The organism is Halomonas sp. C22, from assembly GCF_007655045.1.
Lineage (GTDB): Bacteria > Pseudomonadota > Gammaproteobacteria > Pseudomonadales > Halomonadaceae > Vreelandella > Vreelandella hamiltonii.
The window spans coordinates 17,878-42,872 of sequence record NZ_VBVC01000014.1; the positions used below are offsets into that span (position 1 = coordinate 17,878).

Sequence of the window (24,995 nt, forward strand, 5' to 3'; positions counted from 1 at the left end):
TCAGCTCACGCCGATGTAACGCCCTGGTTTATGGTTCAATGCAATGATCAGGTTGAGCGTCAGCGCGCCGAGTACCGAGTACCCCACCCGGTCCAGCGGAAGCTGGGTCAGGGCGATGAGCAGAATGACGGCGTCGATTCCCAGCTGCACAAATCCTGCCCGCAGGCCATGCTTGTCCTGCAGGTAGAGCGCTAGAATGTTGATGCCGCCGAGGCTGGTACGGTGGCGAAACAGCATCAGCATGCCGATGCCCATCAGCGCGCCGCCCATCACGGCGGCGTACAGCGAAGGGACGCTTTCAAAGCTAACCCAGCGCTGGGTCAACTCGGAGAATAGCGAGACCAGACCAATGGCGGCAAAGGTACGCAGCGTAAAGCTCCAGCCCATGCGCTTGATCGCCAGATAGTAGAACGGCAGGTTGATGGCAAAGAACCACACGCCGAACCCCCATCCGGTCAGGTAATTCAGCAGCAGCGCCATCCCGGCGGTGCTGCCTGTCAGCAGCACCGCGTGGGTATACAGGGTGACTCCCAGCGACACGAACAGCGTGCCCAGCAGCATCGCCATCACGTCCTCGTAGGGCTTGTGGGGGTCCTTGGGAAGATCTTCCATACGCATCGATGCGTCCTTTTTAGGATTGTTGGAGCGGCCGGGGCATCGGCCAGGGACGCGAGGATAGCGGAGCGCGTCAAACGGGGCTAGCGTGCTCCACCATCAATTGCAGTGCCTCGCGACCGCGCCAGCGGTTGCGGTTGAGCTTGTAGGCGCAGTGCAGGGTGTCGCCCACCCCAAACGAGGGCAGCTCGCCCGGCGTCAGGGCGCGAAACCAGATCGCCTTGCTGGTCACCGCTCCCATGGAAAGCTCCATCATCAGATGCGAGCCTTCGGCCCCCACCGGGCGCAGCGCCTCCACGATGAAGCGCCCTTCGAACAGCGGAGGTTCGAACTCCCGGCCATAGGGGCCCAGGGTCTCGATCTCTTCCAGCGTGGCCAGGCTAAGCTGGGCCGTCGACAGCTCGCCATCGGTCCATAGGCGAGGGTAGAGCGGCATGTTGCCCAGTTGCTCGCCAACGGCCTGCAGAAAAGCCGCCTTGAAGGCCGCCAACTGCTCCCTAGGCACACCGACCCCTGCGGCACCGCTGTGCCCGCCAAAGCGCGGCAGCGCCTCTGGTGCCAGCTCGAAGGTTCTTTGCAGCGCGTCGCGCAGATGCAGGCCGTCGATAGAGCGGCCAGAACCGGTCAGCATGTTGGGCGCAGCGGCCCGCGTCAGTATCAGCGCCGGACGGCCATAGGCCTGTACCAGGCGGGAAGCGACGATCCCCTGCACGCCGGGGTGTCCATCTTCCAGCAGCACCACGATAGCGGGCTCGTTGGCCTCCAGAGCCGCGACCGCCAGCGCCTTGGCTTCCTCGGTCATGTCGGCTTCGATGGCCTTGCGCGACTGATTATCCTGATCCAGCACCTCCAACTGCCGATTGGCGACGCCGTCGCTCTCGGCCAGCATGAAGTGCAACGCTGCATAGGGGTCGTCCAGCCGCGAGCGGGCATTGATGCGCGGGCCCATCTGAAACGCCAGGGTTTCGGCGTTGAACGGGACGCTGTCGGCTCCCAGCCGCGCGGCCATGGCGCGCCAGCAGGCGGCATCCATGCGGTTGATCAGGGTCAGCCCATGACTGACCACCGCTCGGTTGGCAGGGCTGCCCCCCAACGAGACGCAATCGGCCACCGTGCCCAGGGCCACGTAGGAGAGCCAGGGCGAGAGCTTGGGGGTGGCATCCGGCAGCGCGCCCCACTCCACCAGCACGCTACGGGCCAGTGACATCAGTAGCCACGCCACCATGCAGCCTGCGATGGTTTTATCCGGATAGCGACAGTCGCTGCGGGTGGGGTTGACGCAGGCGTAGGCCGAGGGCGGCGGGCCTTCCAAGGGCAGCGCATGGTGGTCGCTGACCACCACGTCGATCCCCGCCGCTTTCAAGCGCGCGATACGCGGCTCATCGGAGCTGCCACAGTCGGCGGTAATCACCAGCGTGGGCAGCGGCTTCAAGCCGAGCGTACGCTCCACCAGCGGTAGGCTGATGCCATAGCCGTCGTGAATACGGTGGCCAATCAGGCTGTGCAGCTTATGCTCGGGCACGCCAAACAGCTCAACCAGAGTGCGCCGGATAACCACATGGGAAGTGATGCCATCGACATCGTAATCGGTCAGGATGCCGATGGACTCGCCTTCGGCGACGGCCTGGGCGATACGCTCCGCGGCGCGCCGACCATCGGCCAGCTTCTCAGGATGCACCAGATAGCGCAGGCTGGGCGACACCAGCGGCGTTAGCTCGCCGGTATAGCCGGGCAGCCGCGACGCCAACAGGCGTGCCTGCAGCTCGCTTAGCCCTTGCGCCTGGGCGCGCATGTAAACAGCCTCGTCCAGGGGACGAGGCTCGAGGCGAGGGTGACTGGCTGAGAGGGGTGACACTGTCGTCATGCCACCTCAGCGACGGTTGTCGGCAACGAACTGCTGCACCGCACCCAGCTCCGCCGGCAGCACGGTGTAGCGCTCTTCACGCTCCAGCAGGTCGTTCATGTGCGTGGGTAGCGGCACGCCCTGGAAGCCCGCCTTGACCACGGCTTCGGCAAATTTCGCCGGGTGGGCCGTGGCCAGGGTGATCATTGGCGTGGTGGTATCCAGACGCGCCCGCTCCGCCGCGCGATAACCGGTGGCGGTGTGGGGGTCGAGAATCTCACCCGTGCGGTGATGGGCTTCGCGAATGACTTCCAGAATCGTGGCGTCATCCACGCTGTAGCTGGCGAATTTCTCCCGCAGCTTGGCCAGCGGCGCATCGGCCAGCGCCGTGGGCTCCTGCTGGAAGCGCTCCAGCAGGGCGGCCACGGCGTCGCCATCGCGCTCGTAGGCATCGAACAGCAGACGCTCGAAGTTGGACGACACGACGATGTCCATGGAGGGCGCCAGCGTGGCAGCCAGCTCCTTTTTGGAGAAGTCGTTGGCCGCCAGGGTGCGATGCAGAATGTCGTTGGCATTGGTGGCTATGATGAACTGCTTCACTGGCAGCCCCATCTTGTAGGCCATGTAGCCCGCAAAGACGTTGCCGAAGTTGGCCGACGGCACACAGAAGCTCACTTCCCGCTGCGGTGCGCCCAGCGCCACCCCGGCGGCCACGTAGTAGACGATCTGGGCCATGATGCGCGCCCAGTTGATCGAATTCACCGCCACCAGCCGGGTGCCGTTCAGGAAGCCCTGGTTGGCAAAGCTGGCCTTGACCATGGCCTGGGCATCGTCGAAGTTGCCCTCGATGGCCACGTTGAACACGTTGTCTGCCAGTACCGTGGTCATCTGGCGACGCTGCACTTCCGACACGCGGTTGTGGGGGTGCAGAATGAAGATATCCAGGTTGTCGCAGTGGCGGCAGCCTTCGATGGCCGCCGAGCCGGTATCCCCGGACGTGGCGCCCATGATCACCGCACGCTCGTCACGCTTTTTCAGGAAATGATCCAGCAGCCGCCCCAGCAGTTGTAGTGCCACGTCCTTGAACGCCAGCGTGGGACCGTGGAACTGCTCCAGCAGGAAGTGGTTGGCGTCCAGCTGCTTCAGCGGCAGCACCGCGTCGTGGTTGAACGTGGCGTAGGCATCGGTGACCAGGCCATGGAACGTCTCGTCGTCGATCTCGCCGTTGACGAAGGGCTTCATGACCCGGAAGGCGATCTCAGCATAGGAGAGCCCGGCCATGCTGGCCAGCTCTTCACGGCTGAAGGTCGGGACGCTTTCCGGCACGTAGAGGCCGCCGTCGCTGGCCATGCCGGTGAGCACGACTTCCTCGAACGAAAGCGCGGGGGCCTGACCGCGAGTACTGACGTAGCGCATGCTCACTCTCCTTCGTCCAGAGCTTCCACACGAATGCGGGTGACGGGGCCTGCGATATCGGCCATGGCCTCGATTTCGCGGATCGCTTCGTTCATCTGGCGCTCTTTGGTGCGATGGGTCAGCAGAATGATCGGCACCAGCTCACCTTCGGTGGCCTCTTTCTGGATTAGCGCTTCGATGGAGATGCCCTGCTCGGCAAGAATCGTCGCCACACGCGCCAGCACACCAGGACGGTCCACCGCCAGCAAGCGCAGGTAGTAGGCCGTGGTGATCTCTTCCATGGGCATGATCGGCAGCTGGCTGACGTCTTCGTCGATGCCGCTGAACGCCAGGTAAGGCACTCGATAGTGGTGGTCGGTGGCGATATCACGCGCCACGTCCAGCAGGTCGGCCACCACGGCCGAAGCCGTTGGCTCGGCACCGGCACCGGCGCCGTAATAGAGCGTCGGGCCGACGGCATCGCCCATGACCGCGATGGCGTTTTTCACCCCGTGGACATTGGCCAGCAAACGCTCTTTTGGAATCAGCGTGGGATGCACCCGCAGCTCTAGCCCTTGATCGGTACGCTTGGAAATGCCCAGGTGCTTGATCACATAGCCAAGGTTGTCGGCTTGCTCCACGTCTTCGGCGGTGATCCGCGAGATGCCTTCGGTAAAGGCTTTTTCAAACTGCAGCGGCACGCCGTAGGCGATGGAGGCCAGAATGGTCAGCTTGTGCGCCGCATCGATGCCTTCCACGTCGAAGGTGGGGTCGGCTTCCGCGTAGCCCAGCGCCTGGGCTTCGGCCAGCACGTCTTCAAAGGCACGGCCATCGTCACGCATGTGGGTCAGGATGAAGTTGCCGGTGCCATTGATGATACCGGCCACCCACTCGATACGGTTGGCACCCAGCCCCTCACGCAGGGACTTGATGACGGGAATACCGCCAGCCACCGCCGCCTCGAACGCCACGATCACGCCCTTTTCGTGGGCCGCACGGAAGATCTCGTTGCCGTGCACCGCGATCAGCGCCTTGTTGGCCGTCACCACGTGCTTGCCATTGGCAATGGCCGTCAGCACCAGCTCACGGGCGATGTCGTAGCCACCGATCAGCTCGACGAGCACGTCCACGTTGGGGTTGTTGGCCACTGCGAACACGTCGGTGGTGGCGTTGATGCCGGTAATATCGCAGTCAGCATGAATACTGCGGTGAGCGACCTGTTCGATGACGATGGGACGGCCCGCGCGGCGACTGATATCGTCCGCATTACGCGTCAGCACGTTGAACGTGCCACCACCGACCGTACCTAGCCCACAAATGCCTACTCTTACCGGTTTCAAAATACTTCCCCTTTCGTGTTGGGCGCCCTTGGGCACCGCCTCGTGATTCAGTGTCTCAGCGCTATGTTCGTCACTCGGGTGACGTTATTCATCTTCCAAGCCTAACATGGCCACCAGCCGCTCGGCAGGCACAAAACCCGGCACCATCTGGCCGCTGGGCAGCACGATGGCAGGGGTACCTTGAACCCCAAGCGCCTGGCCCAGCGCATACTGCTCGGCCACCGGATTGTCACACCGCGCACTGGCGCCAATGGCCAGCCGCTCCTTGGCCTGATTCATCGCTTCGCTGCGATTGTCGGAGCACCATACCTGCTGAAGCGTTTCCGCAGCGGCGCTGCTCATGCCCGCGCGCGGGAAGGCCAGATAGTGTACCGCAATCCCGCGCTCGTTGAGCTCTGGAATCGTCTCGTGAAGACGCTCACAGTAAGGGCAGGTAGGATCGGTAAACACGATGACCGTTGCCTTGGGCTCACCGACGCCGCGAAAAATGACACGCTCGTCTTCGGGGACCGCGGCCAGCGCCTCGGCCCGCTGCTGATTGCGCGACTGCTCGGTCAGGTTGACCAGCCCATTATCGGCGTTTTCAAACAGATCCCCCACCAGAAAGTGGCTGCCATCGGCATTGGAGTAGAACGACTCACCGCTCTCCAGGCGCACATGGTAGATGCCCTCCATCGGCGTGACGCTGACCTGCTCTACCGGCATCGGCTGGCCATTGACGCTCAGGCTTTCGGCCAGGCGGTCGGCCGTGGCGTCCGCCAGGGCCAGCGAGGGCAGCAGGCTGATTGCCAGCACCCACCAGGGGGCACGGGATGCTACACATTCAGGCATACGTTGACGCATTGTTTTCTCAACCTCTTGGATGGTGGTCGGCGTGCAGCTGCTCCAGGCGCGCCTGGGCGACGTGCGTATAAATTTGCGTGGTCGATAGATCGCTATGACCCAGCAGCAGCTGTACGACACGTAAATTGGCACCATGATTCAATAAGTGGGTGGCAAACGCATGACGCAGCGTATGCGGCGACAGTGGCCTCGAGATACCGGCCGTGATGGCGTGGGCCTTGATACGGTGCCAAAAGGTCTGGCGGGTCATGGCACGGTCACCCCGACCGGGAAACAGTGCAGGCCGCGTCGGGTCCTGCATCAAGGCAGGACGCGCCGTGCGCAGGTAGCGCTCCAGCCACTCGGCAGCCTCTTCTCCCATGGGCACCAGGCGATCCTTGTCGCCCTTGCCTCGCACCCGCACCACCCCTTGGCGCAGGTTCACCGCATCGCCGGTCAAACCCACCAGCTCGGAAACCCGCAACCCACAGGCGTACAGCAACTCCAGCATGGCGCGGTCACGCACGCCCAACGGCGTTTCGATGTCCGGCGCCAGCAACAGCCGCTCCACTTCGTCTTCTTCCAGCGTATTGGGCAGGCTGGGGCGCACCCGTGGCAGCGCCACGCGGGCCAACGGGTCGGCATCGATATGTCCGTACAGCCGCGCCCAGCGATAAAAGCTGCGCAGCGACGACACCAGGCGCGCATTGCTGCGCAGCTGATACCCCTGCTCACGGCGCTGGTCGAGCCACACGCTCAGGCGATCCGGCGAGGCCGTCAACAGCGTCTCGCCCTCCTCCGCCAACCACTGCTGCCAGGCCGTCAAGTCGCGCCGGTAGGCCGCTAGCGTATGGTCACTGGCACCCTGTTCCAGCCAAAGGGCGTCCAGATAGGCATCGATCATGCTCATACGCAAACGGTCTCATGCTAGAACGATAAACAAAAACCCCGCTCCGCAAAGCGGTAACGGGGTTTTCCGTATCCGAGCGCCAAGCGCCCGTGAAAGCGTGGTGATTAAACCAGCTTTTCCTTGATACGTGCAGATTTACCGCTACGCTCACGCAGGTAGTAAAGCTTGGCTTGACGAACGTCACCGCGACGCTTGACTTCGATGGAGTCAACCAGCGGGCTGTAAGTCTGGAAAGTACGCTCAACGCCAACACCGTGAGAAATCTTGCGCACGGTGAAAGCGGAGTTCAGGCCACGGTTACGCTTGCCGATGACCACACCTTCAAACGCCTGCAGACGCTCGCGAGTACCTTCTTTTACTTTAACCTGAACGACAACGGTGTCGCCCGGTGCAAAAGCAGGAATCTCTTTGCTCATTTGCTCGGCTTCGATCGCCTGGATCACCTTGTTCTTGCTGCTCATCTTCATGCTCCTAAATAACGTAGTGGTTTGCCGCGCAGTTGTGGAAGGGGCAAACCGTGATCCCGGCGCTCGAAGCGAGCCACGCGGGAGTCGTTATGGGTGACACAGGTGCGCTGGCCAACGCCTTCGCCCTGCACCGCCGCCATCCTCTAGGGTGTCGTTGTCGACACCACAGACGAGGCGTGTTCCTCGATGAACTCATCCAGCAGCCGTTGCTGCTCGGCATTCAGGGTACGTCCGCTCAGCAGGTCAGGTCGACGCTGCCAGGTACGCCCCAGAGACTGCTTCAACCGCCAGCGCTTGATGGCGGCATGGTTACCGCTCAACAGCACGTCAGGCACTTTGCGCCCGTCGATCACTTCCGGGCGAGTATAGTGCGGGCAGTCCAGCAGGCCGTCGTTAAACGAGTCCTCGATAGCGGAGTCCTGATGACCCAGTACACCGGGTATCAGCCTTGCCGCTGCGTCGATCAGTACCATGGCCGGCAGTTCGCCGCCACTGAGCACATAGTCACCGATCGACCACTCTTCATCGATGTCACTCTCCACCACACGCTCATCGATACCTTCATAGCGCCCGGCAACCACCACCAGGGGTCCTGCGGCGGCCAGCGCCTGAACTCCCTGCTGATCGAGCTTGCGCCCCTGGGGCGACAAGTAGATCACGGTGGGCGTCAAACCGGTTGCCTGCTCCGCGCGCTGGCGGGCATCGGCAATCGCAGCCCTGAGGGTATCGACCTTCATCAGCATGCCGGGGCCACCCCCGTAAGGACGATCATCGACACTGCGATGGCGGTCGGTGGCGTAGTCGCGTGGATTCCAGAACTCCAGGGCAATCTGCTGCTTCTCGACGGCTCGACCGATCACACCCTGCTGGGTAATCGCATCGAACATGTCAGGGAACAGTGATACCACGCCAATCCACATGGCGGGCGCGTCTGTCGCACTTTCCACGGGTGCCGGTGAAGTCATCGTCGCATCCGTTTCCGTTCGTTCCGTCAAAGCGTTCTGGCTCATCAAAACTCGGGGTCCCAGTCGACGACCATACGGCCCTCTTCCAGGTGGATCTCAACGATCACGTCATCGGGCAGGAAAGGCAACAATCGCTCTCGCTTGTCGATTGCGTCGTCGTCTCCACGTACCACCATGACATCGTTTGCGCCGGTCTCGAACAGGTAGCTGACCCGTCCCAGCCGCTCGCCTGACTGAGTAAAGACCGCGAGGCCCTCGAGCTCATGCCAGTAATACTCATCGTCGGAAAGCTCGGGCAGTGCGTCCTTGGGCATCAGAATGTCCGCCTGGGCCAGCGCTTCGGCCGCCGTACGGTCATCGACCCCTTTCAGTTGCACAACCAGTCCCTTGCCTTGCCGACTGCCCTGAACGACGCGCATGGGGGTCAACGTATTACCTTGACGCACCCACCACTCAGGGTATTCCAGAATGCTGTCCATGGGATTGGTATAGGAGTAGACCTTCAGCCAACCTTTGATCCCGTGAGGGCTGGTCAGCTTACCAAGCACAACGTGCGTGTCGTCAGTCGGGCTGGTTTCAAAACGCGTCATTGACGACCACTCCACAACAGCATTGATGAACGGCGATATCTCACACAACGCTCAGGCTTACGCCTGCTTGCGTGCTTCCTTGACCAGCTCGGCAACGCGACCAGACAGCTGGGCGCCTTGGCTCTGCCAGTGAGTCACACGGTCCAGATCAACGCGCAGACGCTCTTCCTGACCACGGGCAACCGGGTTGAAGAAACCGATACGCTCGATGAAACGGCCGTCACGGGCGTTGCGAGAGTCGGTCACGGTCAGGTGATAAAAGGGACGCTTCTTGGCGCCACCACGTGCCAAACGAATGGTAACCATACGATAACTATCCTTCGGTTGAGGTTACGCGAGTGGGGCATAGCGCCAATGCGCTATCAGAACACTCGTCATACTGTTTTCTTGGTGCTCCTGCCTCACCAGGGCTTGCGAAGCGCTTGCCTGGCCCAGCAGAGGGCACCTTCAGGACCTTCATCCATGGAATATCGCCCAGTGCCAGAGCACTTTTCAGCAACACCCAAACATGAAGAGGCCGCATTCTACGCAAATGCGACCTGCTTGGAAAGCCTGACAGCCAGAAAACTCACAGGCCGTCAACCTTGCAAAGGAGCATCAGGCGGGCTCAGCGCCAGGGCAAACCACCCGGGCCACCCATTCCGCCCATGCCTCCCATACCGCCGGGGCCACCTGGGCCGCCGGGGCCTTTACCGCCCATCAGGCCAGACATGCCACGCATCATCTTCTGCATGCCGCCCTTCTGCCCGGCTTTCTTCATCATTTTCTGCATCTGCTTGTGCTGCTTCAGCAGCCGGTTCAGGTCCGGCACCTGAAGTCCGGCACCTGCCGCGATGCGGCGCTTGCGCGAACCGTTGATGATATCGGGCTTGCGGCGCTCTTTGGGCGTCATGGAGTTGATCAGCGCCTCCAGCTTGCCCAGCTCCTTTTCTGGCCCGGGGCCTTGGGCCATCTCTGCCATCTGACCCATACCCGGCAGCTTGCCCAACAGGCCGCCCATGCCACCCATTTTCTTGAGCTGCTGGAGCTGGTCGCGGAAGTCTTCCAGGTCGAAGCCATCGCCTTTCTTGACCTTGCTGGCCAGCTTCGCGGCCTTGTCCTTGTCGACGGTGCGCTCGGCTTCTTCGATCAGCGACAGCATGTCGCCCATGCCCAGAATGCGCGAGGCTACTCGATCGGGATGGAAGGGTTCCAGGGCATCGACCTTTTCACCCACCCCCATGAACTTGATCGGCTTGCCGGTTACGTGGCGCACCGACAGCGCGGCACCGCCACGGGCGTCACCGTCGGCCTTGGTCAGAATGACACCTGTCAGCGGCAGCGCTTCATGGAAGGCCTTGGCGGTATTCACCGCATCCTGGCCGGTCATGGCGTCGACGACGAACAGCGTTTCCTGGGGAGCAATGGCTTTATGCAGCGCCTGAATTTCGGCCATCATGGCGTCGTCGATGGCCAGGCGGCCAGCGGTATCTACCAGTACGACGTCATGGAACTGGATCTTGGCATGCTTGATGGCTGCCGTGGCGATATCGACCGGCTTCTCGTCGGAGCGCGATGGATAGAAGTCGACCTGCACCTCTTTGGCCAGGGTTTCCAGCTGGTCGATGGCCGCAGGGCGGTAGACGTCTGCCGAAACCACCAGCACTTTCTTCTTTTCGCGCTCGCGCAGGTAACGGGCCAGTTTGGCCACCGAGGTGGTCTTGCCCGCGCCCTGCAAACCAGCCATCAGCACCACGGCAGGAGAGCCTTTCAGGGAGAGACCTTCATTGGCCTCACCCATGATGGCTTCCAGCTCCTGCTGGACGATCTTGACGAACTGCTGGCCCGGCGACAGGCTCTTGGAGACTTCCTGGCCTACCGCACGCTCACGCACCCGCTCGATGAACGCCTTGACCACGGGCAGCGCCACGTCGGCTTCGAGCAATGCCTTGCGCACTTCTCGCAGCGTGTCTTTGATGTTGTCGTCGGTCAGGCGCGCCTGACCCTTGATAGACTTCAGCGTCTGGGATAGACGCTCGCTCAAATTCTGAAACATGGGGCCTCTGCCTCCGTCGCTGTCGCCGGGAGTCCTCACCGGACGAATGTGGCGCCGATTATACGCGCTCACGCCGCGAGTCTCCATGGCCGCGAGCGTTGGCTAGCCATGACTGTGCGACGCTGCCATGATTCGTTATAGTAGCAGTACCGCTCTGGAAGGAGCGGCAGTGACCGGGCCCTGCGGCGTTTTGCAGAAACGTTTGGCCGGTCGCCACGTTTACCCCATGACGCGCTGCCAGGCGCACGGATAGCATCATGCAGGCGCTACCTTTCGCCACGATTGCCTTTGTACTCTATGTTGCTGCTGCCATCTGGCAGGGCATGACGCTGTTTCGCCGCGTGCCGCCACGCCAGGGCATGGTGCGCCTGCTGGGCACCCTGGGCCTGCTGCTGCATATCCCCGTGGTGGTCAAGCTGGTGGGCGCCGCCCCCGGCCTGCTGCCGGGCTTCACCACCAGCGCGACGCTATTGATGGCCGTGGCGGTCAACGTGGTGCTGGTGGCCAGCCTGTTCAAGCCCGTCTTGAACGCCGGTATCGTGCTGTTTCCGCTGGCGGGCATCGCGCTCATCGTCGCCACATGGCTACCCAGCCAGGGTAGCCACAGCGGCTTGACCCCCGGCATTCTGCTGCACGCGGTCAGCTCGGCCCTGGCCTTCGCCGTGCTGGCCATCGCTGCCGTGCAGGCGGTACTGGTGGGGCTGCAAAATCAAGCCCTGCGCCATCACCACATTCGCGGCATCGTGCAGTCACTGCCACCGCTGACCACCATGGAGCGGGTGCTGTTCGAGCTAGTGTGGGCGGGCATTCTGCTGCTCACGGTATCCATCGCCAGCGGCCTGATCTTCCTGGACAACCTGTTTGCACAACACCTGGCCCACAAGACCGTGCTGTCGCTGGGGGCCTGGATCATCTTCACGACGCTGCTGGTGGGCCGCTACCGTTTCGGCTGGCGTGGCATGCGCGCGGTGCGCTGGACCCTCGGGGGCTGCGCTCTGCTGCTGCTGGCGTATTTCGGCAGCAAGTTCGTGCTGGAAATCCTGCTGAATCGCTAAGCGCTCCTTGACACGCTACCCGCATGACTCTACAAATCGAGCCTGATACGCCATAAAGGAACATTCGACTTGAGCGACGACTTCCCCCTGGGGTTACTGTTCGGCCTGCTAGCCTTGCTGATTTTACTGTCTGCCTTCTTCTCCAGCTCCGAAACGGGCATGATGTCGATCAACCGCTATCGACTCAGCCACCAGGCAAACAGCGGCGACCGCCGTGCCAAACGGGTCATGCGCCTGCTGACACGTCCCGACCGCCTGATTGGCGTCATCCTGATTGGCAACAACTTCGTCAACAACCTGGCCGCATCCATCGCGACCATCATCGCCATTCACTTTTTTGGCGATGTCACGGGCCCGGCCATCTCGACAGCATTGCTGACCATCACAATCCTGGTCTTTGCCGAGGTCACGCCCAAGACCTACGCGGCCATCAAGCCCGAGCGCATCGCCTACCCCACTTCGATGGCCTTGGAGCCGTTGCTCAAGCTGCTCTACCCGCTGGTATGGCTGGTCAATGTAGTCTCCAATGGACTGCTGAGGCTCGTTGGCGTGAAAAGCGTCGACAACGGCGGTGACAGCCTGACCCGCGACGAGCTGCGTACCGTGGTGCATGAAGCAGGCACCCTGATTCCTTACCGCCACCGGGCCATGCTGCTGTCGATTCTGGATCTCGAAAACGTCACGGTGAACGACATCATGGTGCCGCGGCATGAAGTGCTGGGCATCGATCTGGATGATTCCCTGGAAGAGATCCTGACCCAGATCCGCACCAGCCAGCATACTCGCTTGCCAGTCTACAAAGGTGATATCAACAACATCATCGGCATGCTGCACCTGCGTAACGCAGCGCGCTTTTTATCCCGCGATGAAGTCACCAAGGCCGCCATCGTTCAGGAAGCACGCGAGCCCTATTTCATTCCCGAGTCGACACCGCTGCATACCCAACTGCTGAATTTCCAGAAACAGAAACGGCGCATCGGCATCGTCGTCGACGAGTATGGCGATGTGGAAGGACTGGTCACTTTGGAAGACATTCTGGAAGAGATCGTCGGCGAGTTCACCACCGACGTGTCCGAAGACGAAGAGATTCATCAGCAGGACGATGGCAGCCACGTCATAGAAGGCACGGCCAATATCCGCGAGATCAACAAGATGCTGGGCTGGCAACTGCCCACTGACGGTCCGAAAACCCTCAACGGGCTGATTCTCGAACATCTGGAATCTTTCCCGGACGGCCCGGCCTGCCTGCAGATAGGCAATACGCGGATGGAAATTCTCGAGATTCGCGACAACCTGATCACTTCCGCCCGCTGTTGGCAGAAGCTCCGCCTGCCGCGTCGTTGACGCGGCTAACGGTGCGCGATGTCGCTATCGGCCGCTGCCTTGAGCGCCCTTACCCGGGTCTCCAGGTAGCGCCGCAGGGCAACGCCCTCCACCTCTTGTACGGCAATGGGCGGGCCAAAGTGCAGGCTGACCGACGCTCTGAACCGCGACGGCCACTTCTTCAAGGCTTTTCCGCCGTGATGTGACGTCCACGAACCCCACAGCCCGGCCAGCCCGGCAGGGATCACCGGCACGTTGTCACGAGCCAGAATGGTCTCCAGCCCACGCCGAAAGGTGTGAATCTCGCCATCGGGGGTCAAGCGCCCTTCTGGAAACACCATGACCACGTCGCCGTCGCGCAGCGCCTTGCTGACCTCGTCCAGCGTGCGCCGCAGCGCGCCGGGGCTATGGCGCTCCGACTCGATGGGAATGGCACCTACCAGTTGAAACCACCACTTGAGCCAGCGGGACTCGAAGATGGGCTGGTCCATCACGAACCGCAGCGGTCGGGGGCTGGCGCCTCCCAATACCAGAGCGTCCATGAAACTGACATGGTTGCACACCACCAGCGCAGCGCCTTGTTTCGGCACATGCCCTTGCCCATGCACCGTCAGCCGATAGCAGCCACGCATGGCGAGATAGATCAATCGACGTAGCAGGCGGCGCAGCGCCTTCACCCCTCCTGTCACGTCACCGCCTCCCGGTGCCGCAATCCGGCCAGAACCGTGCTCATCAACTGGTCCAGCAACTCATCGACCTTCAGCTGCTGCCCCTGCCAGTAGCCCAGCCGTTCATTCAACCCCAACTGCACCAGGCCATGTACACTCCCCCACAGCGTGCGCCCCAGGCGGCGCGCTTCGAGGTCGTCCAGCGCGGGCTGGTACTGTTTCAGTGAGGTTTCCACCTGAGTAAACAGCGCCTCGATGAGATCGCTTTGGCGCTGATCCAGCTCACCCTCCTGGGCCAGCGGATAGTCGAACAACAGCTGCCAGCGGTAGCAGTCCTGCTCGGCAAAGCGCCAATAGGCATGCGCCAGGGCACGCAGCCAGGGTTCAGGATCATCGGCCGCCAAGCCGGTAATGGTCTGCTGCAACCGGGCCAGGGTCTCAACGTTGACATGCTGCAACAGGTTATTGAAGCTGCCATATAACTTGAGCAGGGTACTGGGCGCACAGCCCACTTCTCGGGCCAGGGCACGCAGTGATAGGCCATGAACTGGCTGCTGAGCCAACCACTCATCACAAGCGTGCATGACCTGCGTATGGAGGGCGTCGGGCGCATGCTGTCTGGGACGGGCCATGGCGATCTCTTAGGGTCAACGGCAAACAGGAAAGATTGCCTCATCGCGCTTTAGCGAGAGCAAGGACTACGATAGGATACCTTACATCGAACACTGTTTTCGACACTAAAACACGACATTTAACGTATTCACACCGCTTACACCGTTTTGACCTTGCCCAGTGGCAGTCAAGCGACCGCGTTGCACTCGAGGAGACCGCATGACGGGACGCCTACACGTACAGCGCTTACCGCTCGCTCGTCTATTGCCAGCGCTGGCCTCGGCGGCGCCGCTGATCGAGTCGCCGAACATGGCCCCGCGCCAGCCCGTCTCTGCCATTCGCATGGCGCAGGGCCGCATGACGCTGGCACCGCTGTTCTGGGGCCTTACCCCCCCTTGGCTGAAAGTGCTCGACCACGCCCCCCACTGTGCCAGGGCCGAAACCCTGAGCAAACGCGCCATGTTTCAGGAGGCGTTCAACGTCCGGCGCTGCGTGATCCCGGTGAGCGGCTTTTATGTCTGGAAGCCCCAGGCGCGCAACAAGCAGCCTTATCTGGTGACCCACGTGCAGCGCGCGCCCCTTCTGCTGGGCGCCCTCTGGTGCCGCTACCACACCACCTTGACGACCTTTACCGACTCGACGGCCTTGATCAGCGTGCCGGCCAATGCCTGCCTGTCACCGCTGACTGACCGCCTGCCGGTGGTGATCGCCCCCGAAGACGTAACGACATGGCTGGACCCGAACACCGACCCCGACCAACTGACACCGCTATTGATGCCGGCCCCTCTGGAACTGTTGGGCGCTTTTCCGGTATCAAGGCATGTGAACAACCCTGCCTTTCAGTCACCCTCCTGCGCGCATCCCGTTGGGCCCATGCTGCGCTGGACCGTGCCACAGGAGCTGTAATGCTGCGACTCATCCCTGCTTACCCGCCGCGCCTTGCTGCGCGGCACATCGTCCTTGGCCTGTCTACAGGGCTACTTTGGGGGGCTCTGCCCGGCGCCTGGGCCGAAGAGAGCCCCATTGCCGACGTCGTGACCCCCACCGTCAGCCCCTTCGACGAGCGTGACTACCGGGTGCTGACGCTGGAAAATGGCCTGCAGGCGCTGCTGGTCAGCGATCCCAATGCCGACAAGGCGGCGGCCTCCATGAACGTGCGGGTCGGCAGTGCACAAGACCCGGAAGACCTGCAGGGGCTGGCGCACTTCCTGGAACACATGCTGTTTCTGGGCACCGAACCCTACCCCCAGTCGGATGCCTACCAGCGTTTCATTTCCGATAATGCGGGCTCCCATAACGCCTTCACTGCCCAGCAGGACACTAACTACTTCTTCGATGTCGCGCCCTCGGCACTGCCCGGCGCCCTGGATCGTTTCAGCGAATTCTTCCTCTCACCGCTGTTCAATGCCGACCAGTTGGAGAGCGAACGCAATATCGTCCACTCCGAGTACATGGCGCGCATACGTGACGAATCGCGGCGCGAGAACGACGTCCTGAACCAGTTGCTCAACCCGGCGAACGCCACCACCGGCTTTGCCGTGGGCAGCCGTGACACCCTGGCCAGCCCGCCAGAGGGCGAGGCCACGCTGCGCGAAAGGGTGATCGACTTCTATCATCGCTACTACGATGCCAATGTGATGAACCTGGCCGTGGTCGCTCCCCAGCCGCTGGACGAGCTGGAAAGCCTGGTGGTCGAGCGCTTTGCCGAGATCCCGGATCACGGTCTCAGCGTGCCGGTGATCGATGCACCGCTGGTGGATTCGGACACGCTCCCCCGCTATATCGAGCGTCAGTCACTGCAGGACCGCCGCCAGCTGCGCTTTTATTTTCCGATCCCAGACCCCACGGACGAGTACCGCACCAAGCCTACCCAGCTCATGTCCCATCTGCTGGGTGACGAGAGCGACGGCAGCTTACTGGCCGTGCTCCGCCAGGCAGGATTGGCCGATGGGCTGTCAGCCGGCGTGGGCCGCGGTGACGGCAACGACGCTCTGTTCACCGTCTCCATCAGCCTGACCCCCGCCGGGGCCGAGCGGCTGGACGATATCGAGGCTACCCTCTTTGCCGCCATCGAACAGATCCGCGAAGAGGGCCTGGCCGAATGGCGCTATGAGGAACAGCAGCGGTTGAGCGAGCAAGCCTTCCGCTTCCAGCAGCACGGCGCGCCCCAACAGGAAGCCACGCGCCTGGCCATGAGCCTTTCGCGCTACCCCGTGGAAGACGTGCAGTACGCGCCGTATCGTATGGATGGCATGGATAGCGAGCGCCAGCAGGAGTACCTGGATGCGCTGACGCCTCAGAACATGCTGCGTTTCTACTCCGCCCCGGATATCGAAAGCGAACAGGTCTCGCCCTGGTTCAACACCCAGTGGCGCGAGCAGACGCCCGCCCAGCCGGGCCGGGCACTGGAGGGCCTGGCGCTGGCAGAACCCAACCCCTTCATTGCCGAAGACCTGACGCTGCAGCCCGGCCAGGACGAGCGCCCCTCTTCGCTCATCGACACGGAGACCTTTGCCGCCTGGCACATGCAGGACAGCCGATTCAACACGCCCAGCGTCGAATGGCGGGTCAGCCTCCAGCACCCCAGCGCCAGCTACTCAGCCGAAGAAGCGGTGCTGACACGTCTGCTGGCCAGCTGGCTGAACGACAGCCTCAACGAATCGCTCTACCCCGCCTGGCTGGCAGGGCAAGCCTTCAGCGCCTACCCCCATGCACGCGGCATCACGCTGTCGTTCTCGGGTTGGCGGGATGGGCAAACGCCGCTGATCGAGCAGGCCATTGCGCAGCTCCAGCAGGCCGACATTTCGGCAAGTGCCTTCGAGCGCGTGCGCTACCAGCTGCAACGCGAGTGGCGTAATGCACCGCAGGCATCGCTCACCGGGCAGGCCAGCCGCGCGCTGGGCGAAGCCCTGCTGACCCCGCAGTGGTCCAGTGCCGAGCTGCTGGAAGCAAGCCAGCGCCTGGAGAAACAGCACCTGGACAACTTCCGGCGCCGCTTCCTGGGCAATCTGTACATCGACGCCATGGCCGTGGGTAACCTGACCGCCGACCAGGCACGGGAGCAGGCCAGTCTGATCCGCGGCGCCCTGACGCCACGTCTGAGCCGTGACGACATTCCCACCCTGCAGCCGCTGCGGGTGGCCGATGAATCCACCACGCTACAGCCTCACAGCACCCGTGAAGAGTCGCTGGTACTCCGCTACCTGCAAGGGCGCGATCAGAGCCTCGAAGAGCAGGCACGACTCAGCGTCCTGGCACAGTGGCTGGATACGCCGTTCTACCAGCAGCTGCGTACCGAAGAGCAGCTGGGCTATATCGTCAATGCGGGCTACTCGCCGCTACTGGAAGCACCGGGGGTTGCGCTGATCGTGCAGTCGCCCGATGTGGATAGCGCCACGATCGCCGAGCGTATGGATGACTTCTTGCACCAGGCGCAAGCGCGCCTCGAGGCGCTGAGCGATGAGGAGCTGGCCGCGCACCGTCAGGCCGTGCACGACCGGCTGCGCCAGCGGGACACCAGCCTGCAGGGCATGGCCAACCGCTACTGGCAGGCCACGGCGCTGGAAGAGATTCGTTTTGACCGCCGCGAGCGGCTGGCCGAGCTGGCTCTGGACGTTACCCCGGAAGCGCTGCAGACACTGTGGCCCGAGCTGCTCGGCCATCGTCTGGACATCCGCTTCGACCCAGGTGACGCGCCCAGCGACATCACGGCCTACCGAAACGCACGCGCCTCCTTCAACGAGCGCTAGCCTTCCACCCCGCTCAGGCGTCGAACGCCTGGGCGGGCATCATGGCCTCCACGTACATCACCAGCTCTTCCAGTATCTGCCGCTCATGGTCACTCAGCGACTGCTGATTGTACCGTTCGATTTCTCGGGCAAACGCTTTCAAGGTAAACCCGGATAACGCCGGATCGTTCATGCGCATCCAGCGAAAAGCTTCCCACTGCTCACGCTCATCGCCTTCCAGCGTTTCCGGATAGCTACGGGCGCGGAAACGGAACAGCATCTCTTCCAGACGCGGGTCCTGAAAGGCAAAGCGCTGGCCCACCAGATCCCACGGCTCCATGGCCAGCACGCTTTCCATCTGCTGGCGGTCTGCCGCCGAGAAAAAGCTGCCGGCGTACAGCATCAGGTCAGGGTCCTGGGGCGATGCGTCATGCTTGGCATCAAACACCTCTCTGACCTTCTGGGCCACCCCGGCGGCAGCGCGCAGGGTTTTCCAGTGCCCTCGGCAGGCCGCAATATCGACGCCCAGCCGGGCAGCAATCGCCCCGTACTCTCCCTTGTGCTCACCCTCGATATCCTTGAGCACCGTGGCTGGAAAGACCACCGGGCAGCGGTTGATGTGAATCACCTTGAGGGGAATACGCGCCTCGCCTTCAGAAAGATCCTGCTGGCTGACGAACACCCGCTCACGAATCTGCTCCGCACTCAATGAGAGCAGGTCGTCCGGTGCCACGCTCAGGTCATAGACGATCACCCCGTTGGGGTTGGTGGGATGCTCGGCCAAGGGCATGACCAGGGCGCTACAGCCACGACTGGCCGGGTAGCGGCGCGAGATATGCAGCAGCGGCTTGGCATTCGGCAAATCCAGCTGCTGGGCCACCGCCCGTTTGCCGCGCAGGCCCAGCAAGTAGTCGAACAGCTTGGGATTACGCGTCTTGAGCAATCTGGCCAGGGCAATGGTGGCACGCACATCGGCCACCGCATCGTGGGCCCCTTCATGGGCAATGCCGTTGGCCGCCGTCAGATGCTCCAGTTTGAAGCTGGGTGCGCCATCGTCACGTAGCGGCCACTCGATACCCTCCGGGCGCAGCGCGTAAAAAGCCCGTACGACGTCGATCAGGTCCCAACGAGAATTGCCGTTCTGCCACTCACGGGCATAGGGGTCGAGCAGGTTACGATAAAACAGGTGGCGGGAGACTTCATCGTCGAAGCGCAGGCTGTTGTAACCCGCGACACAGGTGCCCGGCTCGCTCATGGCGCGCTGTACCTGCTGGGCAAACTGGGCTTCCGGCAGCCCTTTGCGACGGGCTTTCTGAGGCGTGATGCCGGTAATCAGACAGGCTGCCGGATGCGGCAGGTAGTCATCGGCGGGCTTGCAGTAGAGCTCGATGGGATCGCCGATTTCGTTGAGCTCGGCGTCGGTGCGCAGTGCCGCAAACTGGGCAGGCCGATCACGGCGTGGGTCAGCACCGAAAGTCTCGTAGTCGTGCCATAGAAAACTGGCCGGGGCGGCATGGGATGGCGCCATGAATGCATACTCCCTTGAGCGAAATCCCCCACCCACAGGCAACGCCCATGCGGGTCGGGTGGGAACAAAAGCTCAAGACTAGCACACCCACGACGCCTATCGCCGCTACATCGCCCAGCCCCTAGCTCTTGGGCAACGTCACGTTCAGCTCCAGCACCGAACAGTTGTCTTCACTGTCCAGGGAGATTTGAATGGCATCGTCATCCACGTGCACATAGCGGCGGATGACTTCCAGCAGTTCGCGCTCAAGCAGCGGCATGTAGTCTGGCTGACCACGCTGGCTACGCTGATGCGCCACGATGATTTGCAATCGTTCCTTGGCCACCGAGGCGGATTTCTTGCGCTCACGCTTCAAGAATTCCAGCAGTTTCATCGACGACTACCCCCAAACATCCGGCTCAGCAATCCCTTGCGCTGAAGCTCATGAAAACGCAGCGGCATCTCTTCACCCAGCAGCCGAGACACAGTGTCGGTGTAGGCTTGCCCAGCATCACTGGCCGCATCGTGGGTCACCGGCACCCCCTGGTTGGAAGCGCGCAGCACCGCTTCGGATTCCGGAATCAACCCCAACAGGTCGATGGCCAGAATCTCGCGAATGTCTTCCAGCGTGAGCATGTCGCCCGAGGTCACACGCGACGGGTTGTAGCGGGTGATCAACAGGTGCTCCTTGACCGGCTCCAGCCCCTGCTCGGCACGTTGGGTTTTCGAGCCCAGCAGCCCCAGAATACGATCCGAATCACGTACCGACGACACCTCGGGATTGGTCACCACGATGGCTTCGTCAGCAAAGTACATGGCCAACTGGGCGCCACGCTCGATACCTGCCGGGGAGTCACACAGGATGAAGTCGAAGTCTTCCTTCAACTGCTCCAGGATCTTTTCCACGCCTTCCTGGGTCAGCGCATCCTTGTCACGGGTTTGCGACGCGGGGAGGATAAACAGGTTCTCTACCCGCTTGTCACGAATCAAAGCCTGATTCAGACCAGCCTCTCCCTGAATCACGTTGACCAGATCGTAGACCACGCGACGCTCGCACCCCATGATCAGATCCAGGTTACGCAGCCCCACATCGAAATCGATCACTACGGTTTTCTTGCCGCGCAGTGCCAGGCCCGTCGAAATCGCCGCAGCGCTGGTAGTTTTACCGACCCCCCCTTTACCAGAGGTCACCACAATAATTTTGGCCAAGAGTCACTTCCTTCTTGAAGTCGTTTATGGCGAGCGCCGTGGCGCTATTCACCTAACGGGAACATCAATGTCGTCAAAAGCGGTACTGTAACGGATCGCGGCGGCGGCGTCGCTAGGCAGAAAACATCAGCCTCTGCCCGGCGGTTCAGCCACTCGGCTCAGTCCAAAGGTTTGATATCCAGCTGTTCCGCGATGAAATGCACCTCAGCTGCCCGCCCCAGCAGTTGAGAGTCGATATCTTCCAGGCGCTTGTAGTTGCCCGCCACGGACAGCAGCTCGGCTTCCAGTTCCCGGCAGTAGATGCCGGCATCGGTATTGCCATGGATACCTGCCAGGGCACGCCCTCGCAAGGCACCGTAAATATGGATACTGCCTGCCGCCAATACTTCGGCGCCTGCGTTCACCGCGCCAATCACGATCAGGTCGCCTGCGGCAGAGCTTACCTGCTGCCCGGAGCGCACCGTCCCTCTGTAGAGGCGCGTAACCCCCGGCACTTGCGCGGGCTGAAGCGCTTCTTCCTCATCTTCCTGGGTTGGTTCAGCCAGCGGCGCGACGCTTTCCAACGCCCTTGCACGCCCCTCTTCTACCGGGGCAAACCAGCCCAGCCCCAGCGCCCAGGCAGACTGGCGGATCGGCTCGGCGCCTCCGCGTACGGCCACGGGCAACAGCTTGTGATCGCGACATACGGCACAGATACGCTCCAGCGCCAGGTGCGGCTCATCGAGCTTTTCCACACTCAACACAACCGGTGTATGCTGAAAGAACGCGGGTGATTGCGACAACTTGCCTGCCAACTGACGCCGGATGCGCTCCGGATCAGCACTGGTCAACTCCATGACGGTCATCGGCAGCATGCCGCCTTTGAAGGTGAAGGCTATGTCGGCACTGTTGGCGTTGAGGCTCATGGCCGAACTCCATGTCTTGTTCAGGTAAAATAAGGGTAGCGCAATCTCGCGCCTTGGGTTGTGATTGACTGGAAAACTCACAACCATAGGGCAAAGCTAAGCGACAGCGACGATGACTGCAACCGCCTACTCATCGATGGCTGATTTTTTTCATGTTACGCACCTCTTGGCAGGATGATCCATGCACGGACTGTTACGACGCCTGTTCGCTCCTCGTTGGCAACACCCCGATCCCGAGGTGCGTCTCAAGGCACTTCACACGCTGGACCCGCAGCATCCTGAGCAGCGCACCGCGCTTGTCACGCTCGCCCGGGACGACAACGCCGACGTCGCACTGGCCGCTTTGCTGGCGCTGGATGACCTGAAAGGCTTGATGGCAGGCTACTCCGGGCAAGCCGCTAATGAGGCGTGGTTCAATGCGCTTTGCCAGCGACTTGCCGGGGCCGAGGGCCGCACCGACCTCGCCACGCGCCAAACCCTGGTGGCCGAGCTGAGCGACCCACGAGTGTTGAACGCGTTGGCTGGCCAAGGCGACAACCTGAGCCTGCGCCTGGCCGCCCTGGAGCGGATTACCGATGAGCAGGCCCTGGTGGAGCACGCCTGTCATAACAGCGTGGCAGTCGTTCGCCAGCAGGCAGCCGAGCGCATCACCGGAGAAGACAACCTCAAGCGCTTGTTGAAAGAAGCCCGGCGCGACCGACAAGTGGTGCGGCTGGCCAAGGAAAAGCTCACCCAGCGTCGCGACGATGCCGAATGGCTGGCCGATCAGTTGGCTCAACGCGAACACCTCCTGACGCAAATGGAAAAGCACGCTCACGCGCCTTGGGAACCACTCTATGGCGGTCGCTTTCGCCACCTCGAGCGGGAATGGCGTCAGTTGGATCATCCGGCCACTGCCGAACAGGAGCAACGCTTCCAGCAGGCCGTACTGGGTTGCCGCAAAACGCTGCAAGACCATGAAGCACAGGAGCAGGCACGCCAGCAAAGCCTGGCAAGAAGAGCCGAAGTAGAGAACACTCGCGATCAGCTGTTGAGCGGGCTCGAAGAAACGCTGGAAGGCCTGACCCACGGCACCGACCTGACGGCTCAGGATATCGATAGCCTGCGCGCCCAGCGACAGCTGCTGGACCAGCGTTGGCAAGCGCTCTCCGATCAGCACGCCCCTCACGAGACTGCCCAGCAGCGCTATTTCCAAGTGCTGCAACAGTACGAACACTGCCTGGAGGCCTGGCAGCGCTGGCTGTCGGTACGCAGCGCACTGGAACAAGCGGTGGTCCAGCATGACACCACGGCGCTCCGCGCACTGATGACCCAGTGCGACTGGCCTGCCACCTTGACGCCTCCCGCCCTGCTGATCCAGGCGCAAAAACAGCTGGCACATACGCTCAAGACCAGCGCTTCACCACCCGCGGGGCCCTCGCTCGAGGCCCTGGCAGCCGACCTGGACAGCTTCGAGCATCTGCTGGAGCGCGGCTCGTTCAAAAGCGCTAGCCGCCAGCACCAGCGTCTCAAGCCTCTGATAGAAGCGCTGTCCGGCGACGAGGCCCAGCCCCTCAAGCGCCGACTCAAGCAGCTAGGCGCCCGGCTGGCCGAACTGCGGGACTGGCGCGGCTTCGTGGCAGGCCCCAAACGTGAACAGCTGTGCGCCAGCATCGAGGCCCTGGCCGATGACCAGCACATGGCCGAAGCGGCACTGGACCGCCATCACCGTCAACTGGTCAAGGAGTGGAAAGCGCTGGGAGATGCCGCCGCCAATCGCGAGCAATCCGCACGCTTTCGCCACGCCTCCGACCGGATTCACGAGCGCCTGGCCCCTTGGCGCGCTCAGCTCGACGCCGAGCGCGACGCCAATCTGCGTGGCCGTGAAGCGCTCTGCGAACAGCTCGAAACCCTGTTGGCCCAGCCGGCCGAGGATGCCGACCCGGACGCGCTACGAGAAATTCGTGACAAGGCACGTCTTCAGTGGCGCCACTACTCTCCCGTGCCACGCGAGCATGGCGAAGCGATTGGCCGACGATTTGGCGCCATTCGCCATCGCCTCCAGGCCTTGATCGATCAGCGTGCGGAGCAGATTGCCAACCAAAAGCGCGATCTGATCGAACAGGTCAATGCTCTGCAAAGCGATGACGCCCAGCCGCTGGAAGCGCGCATTGCGCGCACCAAACAGCTGCAACAGCAGTGGCGAACCCTGGGACGTGCGCCAAAAGGTGAGGAACAGGCCCTCTGGAAAGCCTTCCGCAGCGCCTGCGACCAGCTGTTTGCACAGCGGGAAGCACGCAAGCAGGCCCAAGCCACGCGACAACAGCAGTCCCTGGACCAGTTGCAGGAGATCATCGATGAAATGGAAAGCTGGCAGCCCACCCGCGCCAGCGATACCCGCACCCTCGAGGAGTATCTCTCTCGTATCGAGCAGTGGGAACCCCTGCCCAGGCATCGGCGCAGCGAGGGCATGCAGCGCCGTTTGGGCGGCATCGTGCGCGCCAAACGCGAGCGTCTGAACCGGCTGGCCATGACCGAGGCCGTGCATCAATGGCAAGCGCTGACGCCACTCGTCCATGCGCACCTGCAGGCCGATCAGCAAGCGTTGCAAGGCGGGCCTGCTGCTGACGTCGAGGTGCCCGACGTGCATGACAGACCGCTACCCGAGCCCTTTGCACACGCTCATCAACAGCGCAATCAGGCGCGACAAGCACTGCTTGCCGCCGGCACGCCCGCGCAGGATAACGCTCTGGAAGAGCCACTGGCCCGCCTGAGGGTGCATCTTTCGTTGCTGGCGCTAGGAACCGTCAATCAACGTGACGAGCCGCTGCGCCTGGCCATTCAGGTCGAGCGGCTCAACAGCGGTATCCATCAAATGCGCAGCCCCGTCGATGAGCTGAATGACGTCTTGGCCGAACTGCTCGCCCTGGGGCCGTTACCCAGCCCGTTGTGGCAAAAAGAAGCGTCTGAAATCGACCGCATGCTGCAGCGGCTGGCCAGACCGCCCCAGCCTTGAGCTAACCGAAC

General features: G+C 62.3%; 22 protein-coding genes. 5 read left to right on the forward strand and 17 right to left on the reverse strand.

The genetic code is table 11. The features are described 5' to 3' along the window. From FEU76_RS17540 to ffh, 11 genes are all read right to left on the reverse strand, one after another. The gene (locus FEU76_RS17540; protein ID WP_144984709.1) at positions 1–618 is read right to left on the reverse strand and encodes a YitT family protein; all 618 of its coding nucleotides are present in this window, start codon (positions 616–618) and stop codon (positions 1–3) included. A gap of 70 nt (positions 619–688) precedes the next feature. Beyond that, positions 689–2,407, reverse strand: a complete 1,719-nt coding sequence (locus tag FEU76_RS17545) for a single-stranded-DNA-specific exonuclease RecJ (protein WP_422822529.1) — start codon at positions 2,405–2,407, stop codon at positions 689–691. A 78-nt stretch (positions 2,408–2,485) separates the two neighbouring features. Next, on the reverse strand, positions 2,486–3,874 hold the full coding sequence (gene thrC / locus FEU76_RS17550; protein WP_144984714.1) for a threonine synthase: 1,389 nt from the start codon (positions 3,872–3,874) through the stop codon (positions 2,486–2,488). 2 nt (positions 3,875–3,876) lie between these two features. Next, the gene (locus FEU76_RS17555; RefSeq protein ID WP_144984718.1) at positions 3,877–5,193 is read right to left on the reverse strand and encodes a homoserine dehydrogenase; all 1,317 of its coding nucleotides are present in this window, start codon (positions 5,191–5,193) and stop codon (positions 3,877–3,879) included. A gap of 84 nt (positions 5,194–5,277) precedes the next feature. Then, on the reverse strand, positions 5,278–6,024 hold the full coding sequence (locus tag FEU76_RS17560) for a DsbC family protein (RefSeq protein WP_186299165.1): 747 nt from the start codon (positions 6,022–6,024) through the stop codon (positions 5,278–5,280). A 19-nt stretch (positions 6,025–6,043) separates the two neighbouring features. Further along, complete coding sequence (xerD, locus tag FEU76_RS17565) at positions 6,044–6,925, reverse strand: site-specific tyrosine recombinase XerD (protein ID WP_144984724.1); 882 nt, start codon at positions 6,923–6,925, stop codon at positions 6,044–6,046. 104 nt (positions 6,926–7,029) lie between these two features. Further along, complete coding sequence (rplS, locus tag FEU76_RS17570) at positions 7,030–7,386, reverse strand: 50S ribosomal protein L19 (RefSeq protein ID WP_016915999.1); 357 nt, start codon at positions 7,384–7,386, stop codon at positions 7,030–7,032. 149 nt (positions 7,387–7,535) lie between these two features. Beyond that, on the reverse strand, positions 7,536–8,312 hold the full coding sequence (gene trmD / locus FEU76_RS17575) for a tRNA (guanosine(37)-N1)-methyltransferase TrmD (protein WP_144984778.1): 777 nt from the start codon (positions 8,310–8,312) through the stop codon (positions 7,536–7,538). A gap of 89 nt (positions 8,313–8,401) precedes the next feature. Beyond that, the gene (gene rimM / locus FEU76_RS17580) at positions 8,402–8,947 is read right to left on the reverse strand and encodes a ribosome maturation factor RimM (RefSeq protein WP_016915997.1); all 546 of its coding nucleotides are present in this window, start codon (positions 8,945–8,947) and stop codon (positions 8,402–8,404) included. Between the two features lie 57 nt (positions 8,948–9,004). Next, positions 9,005–9,253: a 30S ribosomal protein S16 gene (gene rpsP / locus FEU76_RS17585; protein WP_009098555.1), complete on the reverse strand. Its 249-nt coding sequence runs from the start codon at positions 9,251–9,253 to the stop codon at positions 9,005–9,007. 301 nt (positions 9,254–9,554) lie between these two features. Beyond that, on the reverse strand, positions 9,555–10,982 hold the full coding sequence (gene ffh, locus FEU76_RS17590; protein WP_039183396.1) for a signal recognition particle protein: 1,428 nt from the start codon (positions 10,980–10,982) through the stop codon (positions 9,555–9,557). A gap of 257 nt (positions 10,983–11,239) precedes the next feature. Here ffh and FEU76_RS17595 point away from each other — a divergent pair, with 257 nt between their 5' ends. Next, positions 11,240–12,037: a cytochrome C assembly family protein gene (locus FEU76_RS17595; protein ID WP_096921549.1), complete on the forward strand. Its 798-nt coding sequence runs from the start codon at positions 11,240–11,242 to the stop codon at positions 12,035–12,037. 69 nt (positions 12,038–12,106) lie between these two features. After that, positions 12,107–13,381 (forward strand): HlyC/CorC family transporter, encoded by a 1,275-nt coding sequence (locus FEU76_RS17600; RefSeq protein ID WP_039183401.1) that lies wholly within the window; start codon positions 12,107–12,109, stop codon positions 13,379–13,381. A 5-nt stretch (positions 13,382–13,386) separates the two neighbouring features. Here FEU76_RS17600 and FEU76_RS17605 read toward each other — a convergent pair whose 3' ends face one another. Further along, the gene (locus FEU76_RS17605) at positions 13,387–14,049 is read right to left on the reverse strand and encodes a 1-acyl-sn-glycerol-3-phosphate acyltransferase (RefSeq protein WP_144984727.1); all 663 of its coding nucleotides are present in this window, start codon (positions 14,047–14,049) and stop codon (positions 13,387–13,389) included. Next, positions 14,046–14,660, reverse strand: coding sequence for a TetR/AcrR family transcriptional regulator (locus FEU76_RS17610; RefSeq protein ID WP_039183407.1), 615 nt, complete (start codon positions 14,658–14,660; stop codon positions 14,046–14,048). Before FEU76_RS17610 ends, FEU76_RS17605 begins: the two co-directional genes overlap by 4 nt. A 199-nt stretch (positions 14,661–14,859) precedes the next feature. Here FEU76_RS17610 and FEU76_RS17615 point away from each other — a divergent pair, with 199 nt between their 5' ends. Further along, positions 14,860–15,546, forward strand: a complete 687-nt coding sequence (locus FEU76_RS17615) for an SOS response-associated peptidase (protein ID WP_144984730.1) — start codon at positions 14,860–14,862, stop codon at positions 15,544–15,546. Beyond that, positions 15,546–18,389 carry an insulinase family protein gene (locus tag FEU76_RS17620; protein ID WP_144984733.1) on the forward strand — a complete coding sequence of 948 codons (2,844 nt, stop codon included), beginning with the start codon at positions 15,546–15,548 and terminating at the stop codon, positions 18,387–18,389. The genes FEU76_RS17615 and FEU76_RS17620 overlap by 1 nt, the downstream gene beginning before the upstream one ends. A gap of 13 nt (positions 18,390–18,402) precedes the next feature. Here FEU76_RS17620 and sbcB read toward each other — a convergent pair whose 3' ends face one another. The 4 genes from sbcB to minC form a co-directional block, all read right to left on the reverse strand. Next, positions 18,403–19,896 (reverse strand): exodeoxyribonuclease I, encoded by a 1,494-nt coding sequence (sbcB, locus tag FEU76_RS17625; RefSeq protein ID WP_039183416.1) that lies wholly within the window; start codon positions 19,894–19,896, stop codon positions 18,403–18,405. A gap of 121 nt (positions 19,897–20,017) precedes the next feature. Then, on the reverse strand, positions 20,018–20,269 hold the full coding sequence (minE, locus tag FEU76_RS17630) for a cell division topological specificity factor MinE (RefSeq protein WP_016915987.1): 252 nt from the start codon (positions 20,267–20,269) through the stop codon (positions 20,018–20,020). Beyond that, complete coding sequence (minD, locus tag FEU76_RS17635) at positions 20,266–21,084, reverse strand: septum site-determining protein MinD (protein WP_144984735.1); 819 nt, start codon at positions 21,082–21,084, stop codon at positions 20,266–20,268. Before minD ends, minE begins: the two co-directional genes overlap by 4 nt. Positions 21,085–21,242: 158 nt before the next feature. Next, on the reverse strand, positions 21,243–21,989 hold the full coding sequence (minC, locus tag FEU76_RS17640; RefSeq protein ID WP_144984738.1) for a septum site-determining protein MinC: 747 nt from the start codon (positions 21,987–21,989) through the stop codon (positions 21,243–21,245). A 181-nt stretch (positions 21,990–22,170) separates the two neighbouring features. Here minC and FEU76_RS17645 point away from each other — a divergent pair, with 181 nt between their 5' ends. Then, a complete protein-coding gene (locus FEU76_RS17645; protein WP_144984740.1) occupies positions 22,171–24,984 on the forward strand; it encodes a DUF349 domain-containing protein in 2,814 nt (937 codons plus the stop codon). Positions 24,985–24,995: the final 11 nt, after the last annotated feature.

What these genes read in the sequence shown, in the direction of transcription:
- FEU76_RS17540 (WP_144984709.1), bottom strand. Translation starts at nt 618, where the DNA reads ATGCGTATGGAAGATCTTCCCAAGGACCCCCACAAGCCCTACGAGGAC.
- FEU76_RS17545 (WP_422822529.1), bottom strand. Translation starts at nt 2,407, where the DNA reads ATGCGCGCCCAGGCGCAAGGGCTAAGCGAGCTGCAGGCACGCCTGTTG.
- thrC (WP_144984714.1), bottom strand. Translation starts at nt 3,874, where the DNA reads ATGCGCTACGTCAGTACTCGCGGTCAGGCCCCCGCGCTTTCGTTCGAG.
- FEU76_RS17560 (WP_186299165.1), bottom strand. Translation starts at nt 6,024, where the DNA reads ATGCCTGAATGTGTAGCATCCCGTGCCCCCTGGTGGGTGCTGGCAATC.
- xerD (WP_144984724.1), bottom strand. Translation starts at nt 6,925, where the DNA reads ATGAGCATGATCGATGCCTATCTGGACGCCCTTTGGCTGGAACAGGGT.
- rplS (WP_016915999.1), bottom strand. Translation starts at nt 7,386, where the DNA reads ATGAGCAGCAAGAACAAGGTGATCCAGGCGATCGAAGCCGAGCAAATG.
- trmD (WP_144984778.1), bottom strand. Translation starts at nt 8,312, where the DNA reads ATGTGGATTGGCGTGGTATCACTGTTCCCTGACATGTTCGATGCGATT.
- rimM (WP_016915997.1), bottom strand. Translation starts at nt 8,947, where the DNA reads ATGACGCGTTTTGAAACCAGCCCGACTGACGACACGCACGTTGTGCTT.
- rpsP (WP_009098555.1), bottom strand. Translation starts at nt 9,253, where the DNA reads ATGGTTACCATTCGTTTGGCACGTGGTGGCGCCAAGAAGCGTCCCTTT.
- ffh (WP_039183396.1), bottom strand. Translation starts at nt 10,982, where the DNA reads ATGTTTCAGAATTTGAGCGAGCGTCTATCCCAGACGCTGAAGTCTATC.
- FEU76_RS17595 (WP_096921549.1), top strand. Translation starts at nt 11,240, where the DNA reads ATGCAGGCGCTACCTTTCGCCACGATTGCCTTTGTACTCTATGTTGCT.
- FEU76_RS17610 (WP_039183407.1), bottom strand. Translation starts at nt 14,660, where the DNA reads ATGGCCCGTCCCAGACAGCATGCGCCCGACGCCCTCCATACGCAGGTC.
- FEU76_RS17615 (WP_144984730.1), top strand. Translation starts at nt 14,860, where the DNA reads ATGACGGGACGCCTACACGTACAGCGCTTACCGCTCGCTCGTCTATTG.
- FEU76_RS17620 (WP_144984733.1), top strand. Translation starts at nt 15,546, where the DNA reads ATGCTGCGACTCATCCCTGCTTACCCGCCGCGCCTTGCTGCGCGGCAC.
- sbcB (WP_039183416.1), bottom strand. Translation starts at nt 19,896, where the DNA reads ATGGCGCCATCCCATGCCGCCCCGGCCAGTTTTCTATGGCACGACTAC.
- minE (WP_016915987.1), bottom strand. Translation starts at nt 20,269, where the DNA reads ATGAAACTGCTGGAATTCTTGAAGCGTGAGCGCAAGAAATCCGCCTCG.
- minC (WP_144984738.1), bottom strand. Translation starts at nt 21,989, where the DNA reads ATGAGCCTCAACGCCAACAGTGCCGACATAGCCTTCACCTTCAAAGGC.
- FEU76_RS17645 (WP_144984740.1), top strand. Translation starts at nt 22,171, where the DNA reads ATGCACGGACTGTTACGACGCCTGTTCGCTCCTCGTTGGCAACACCCC.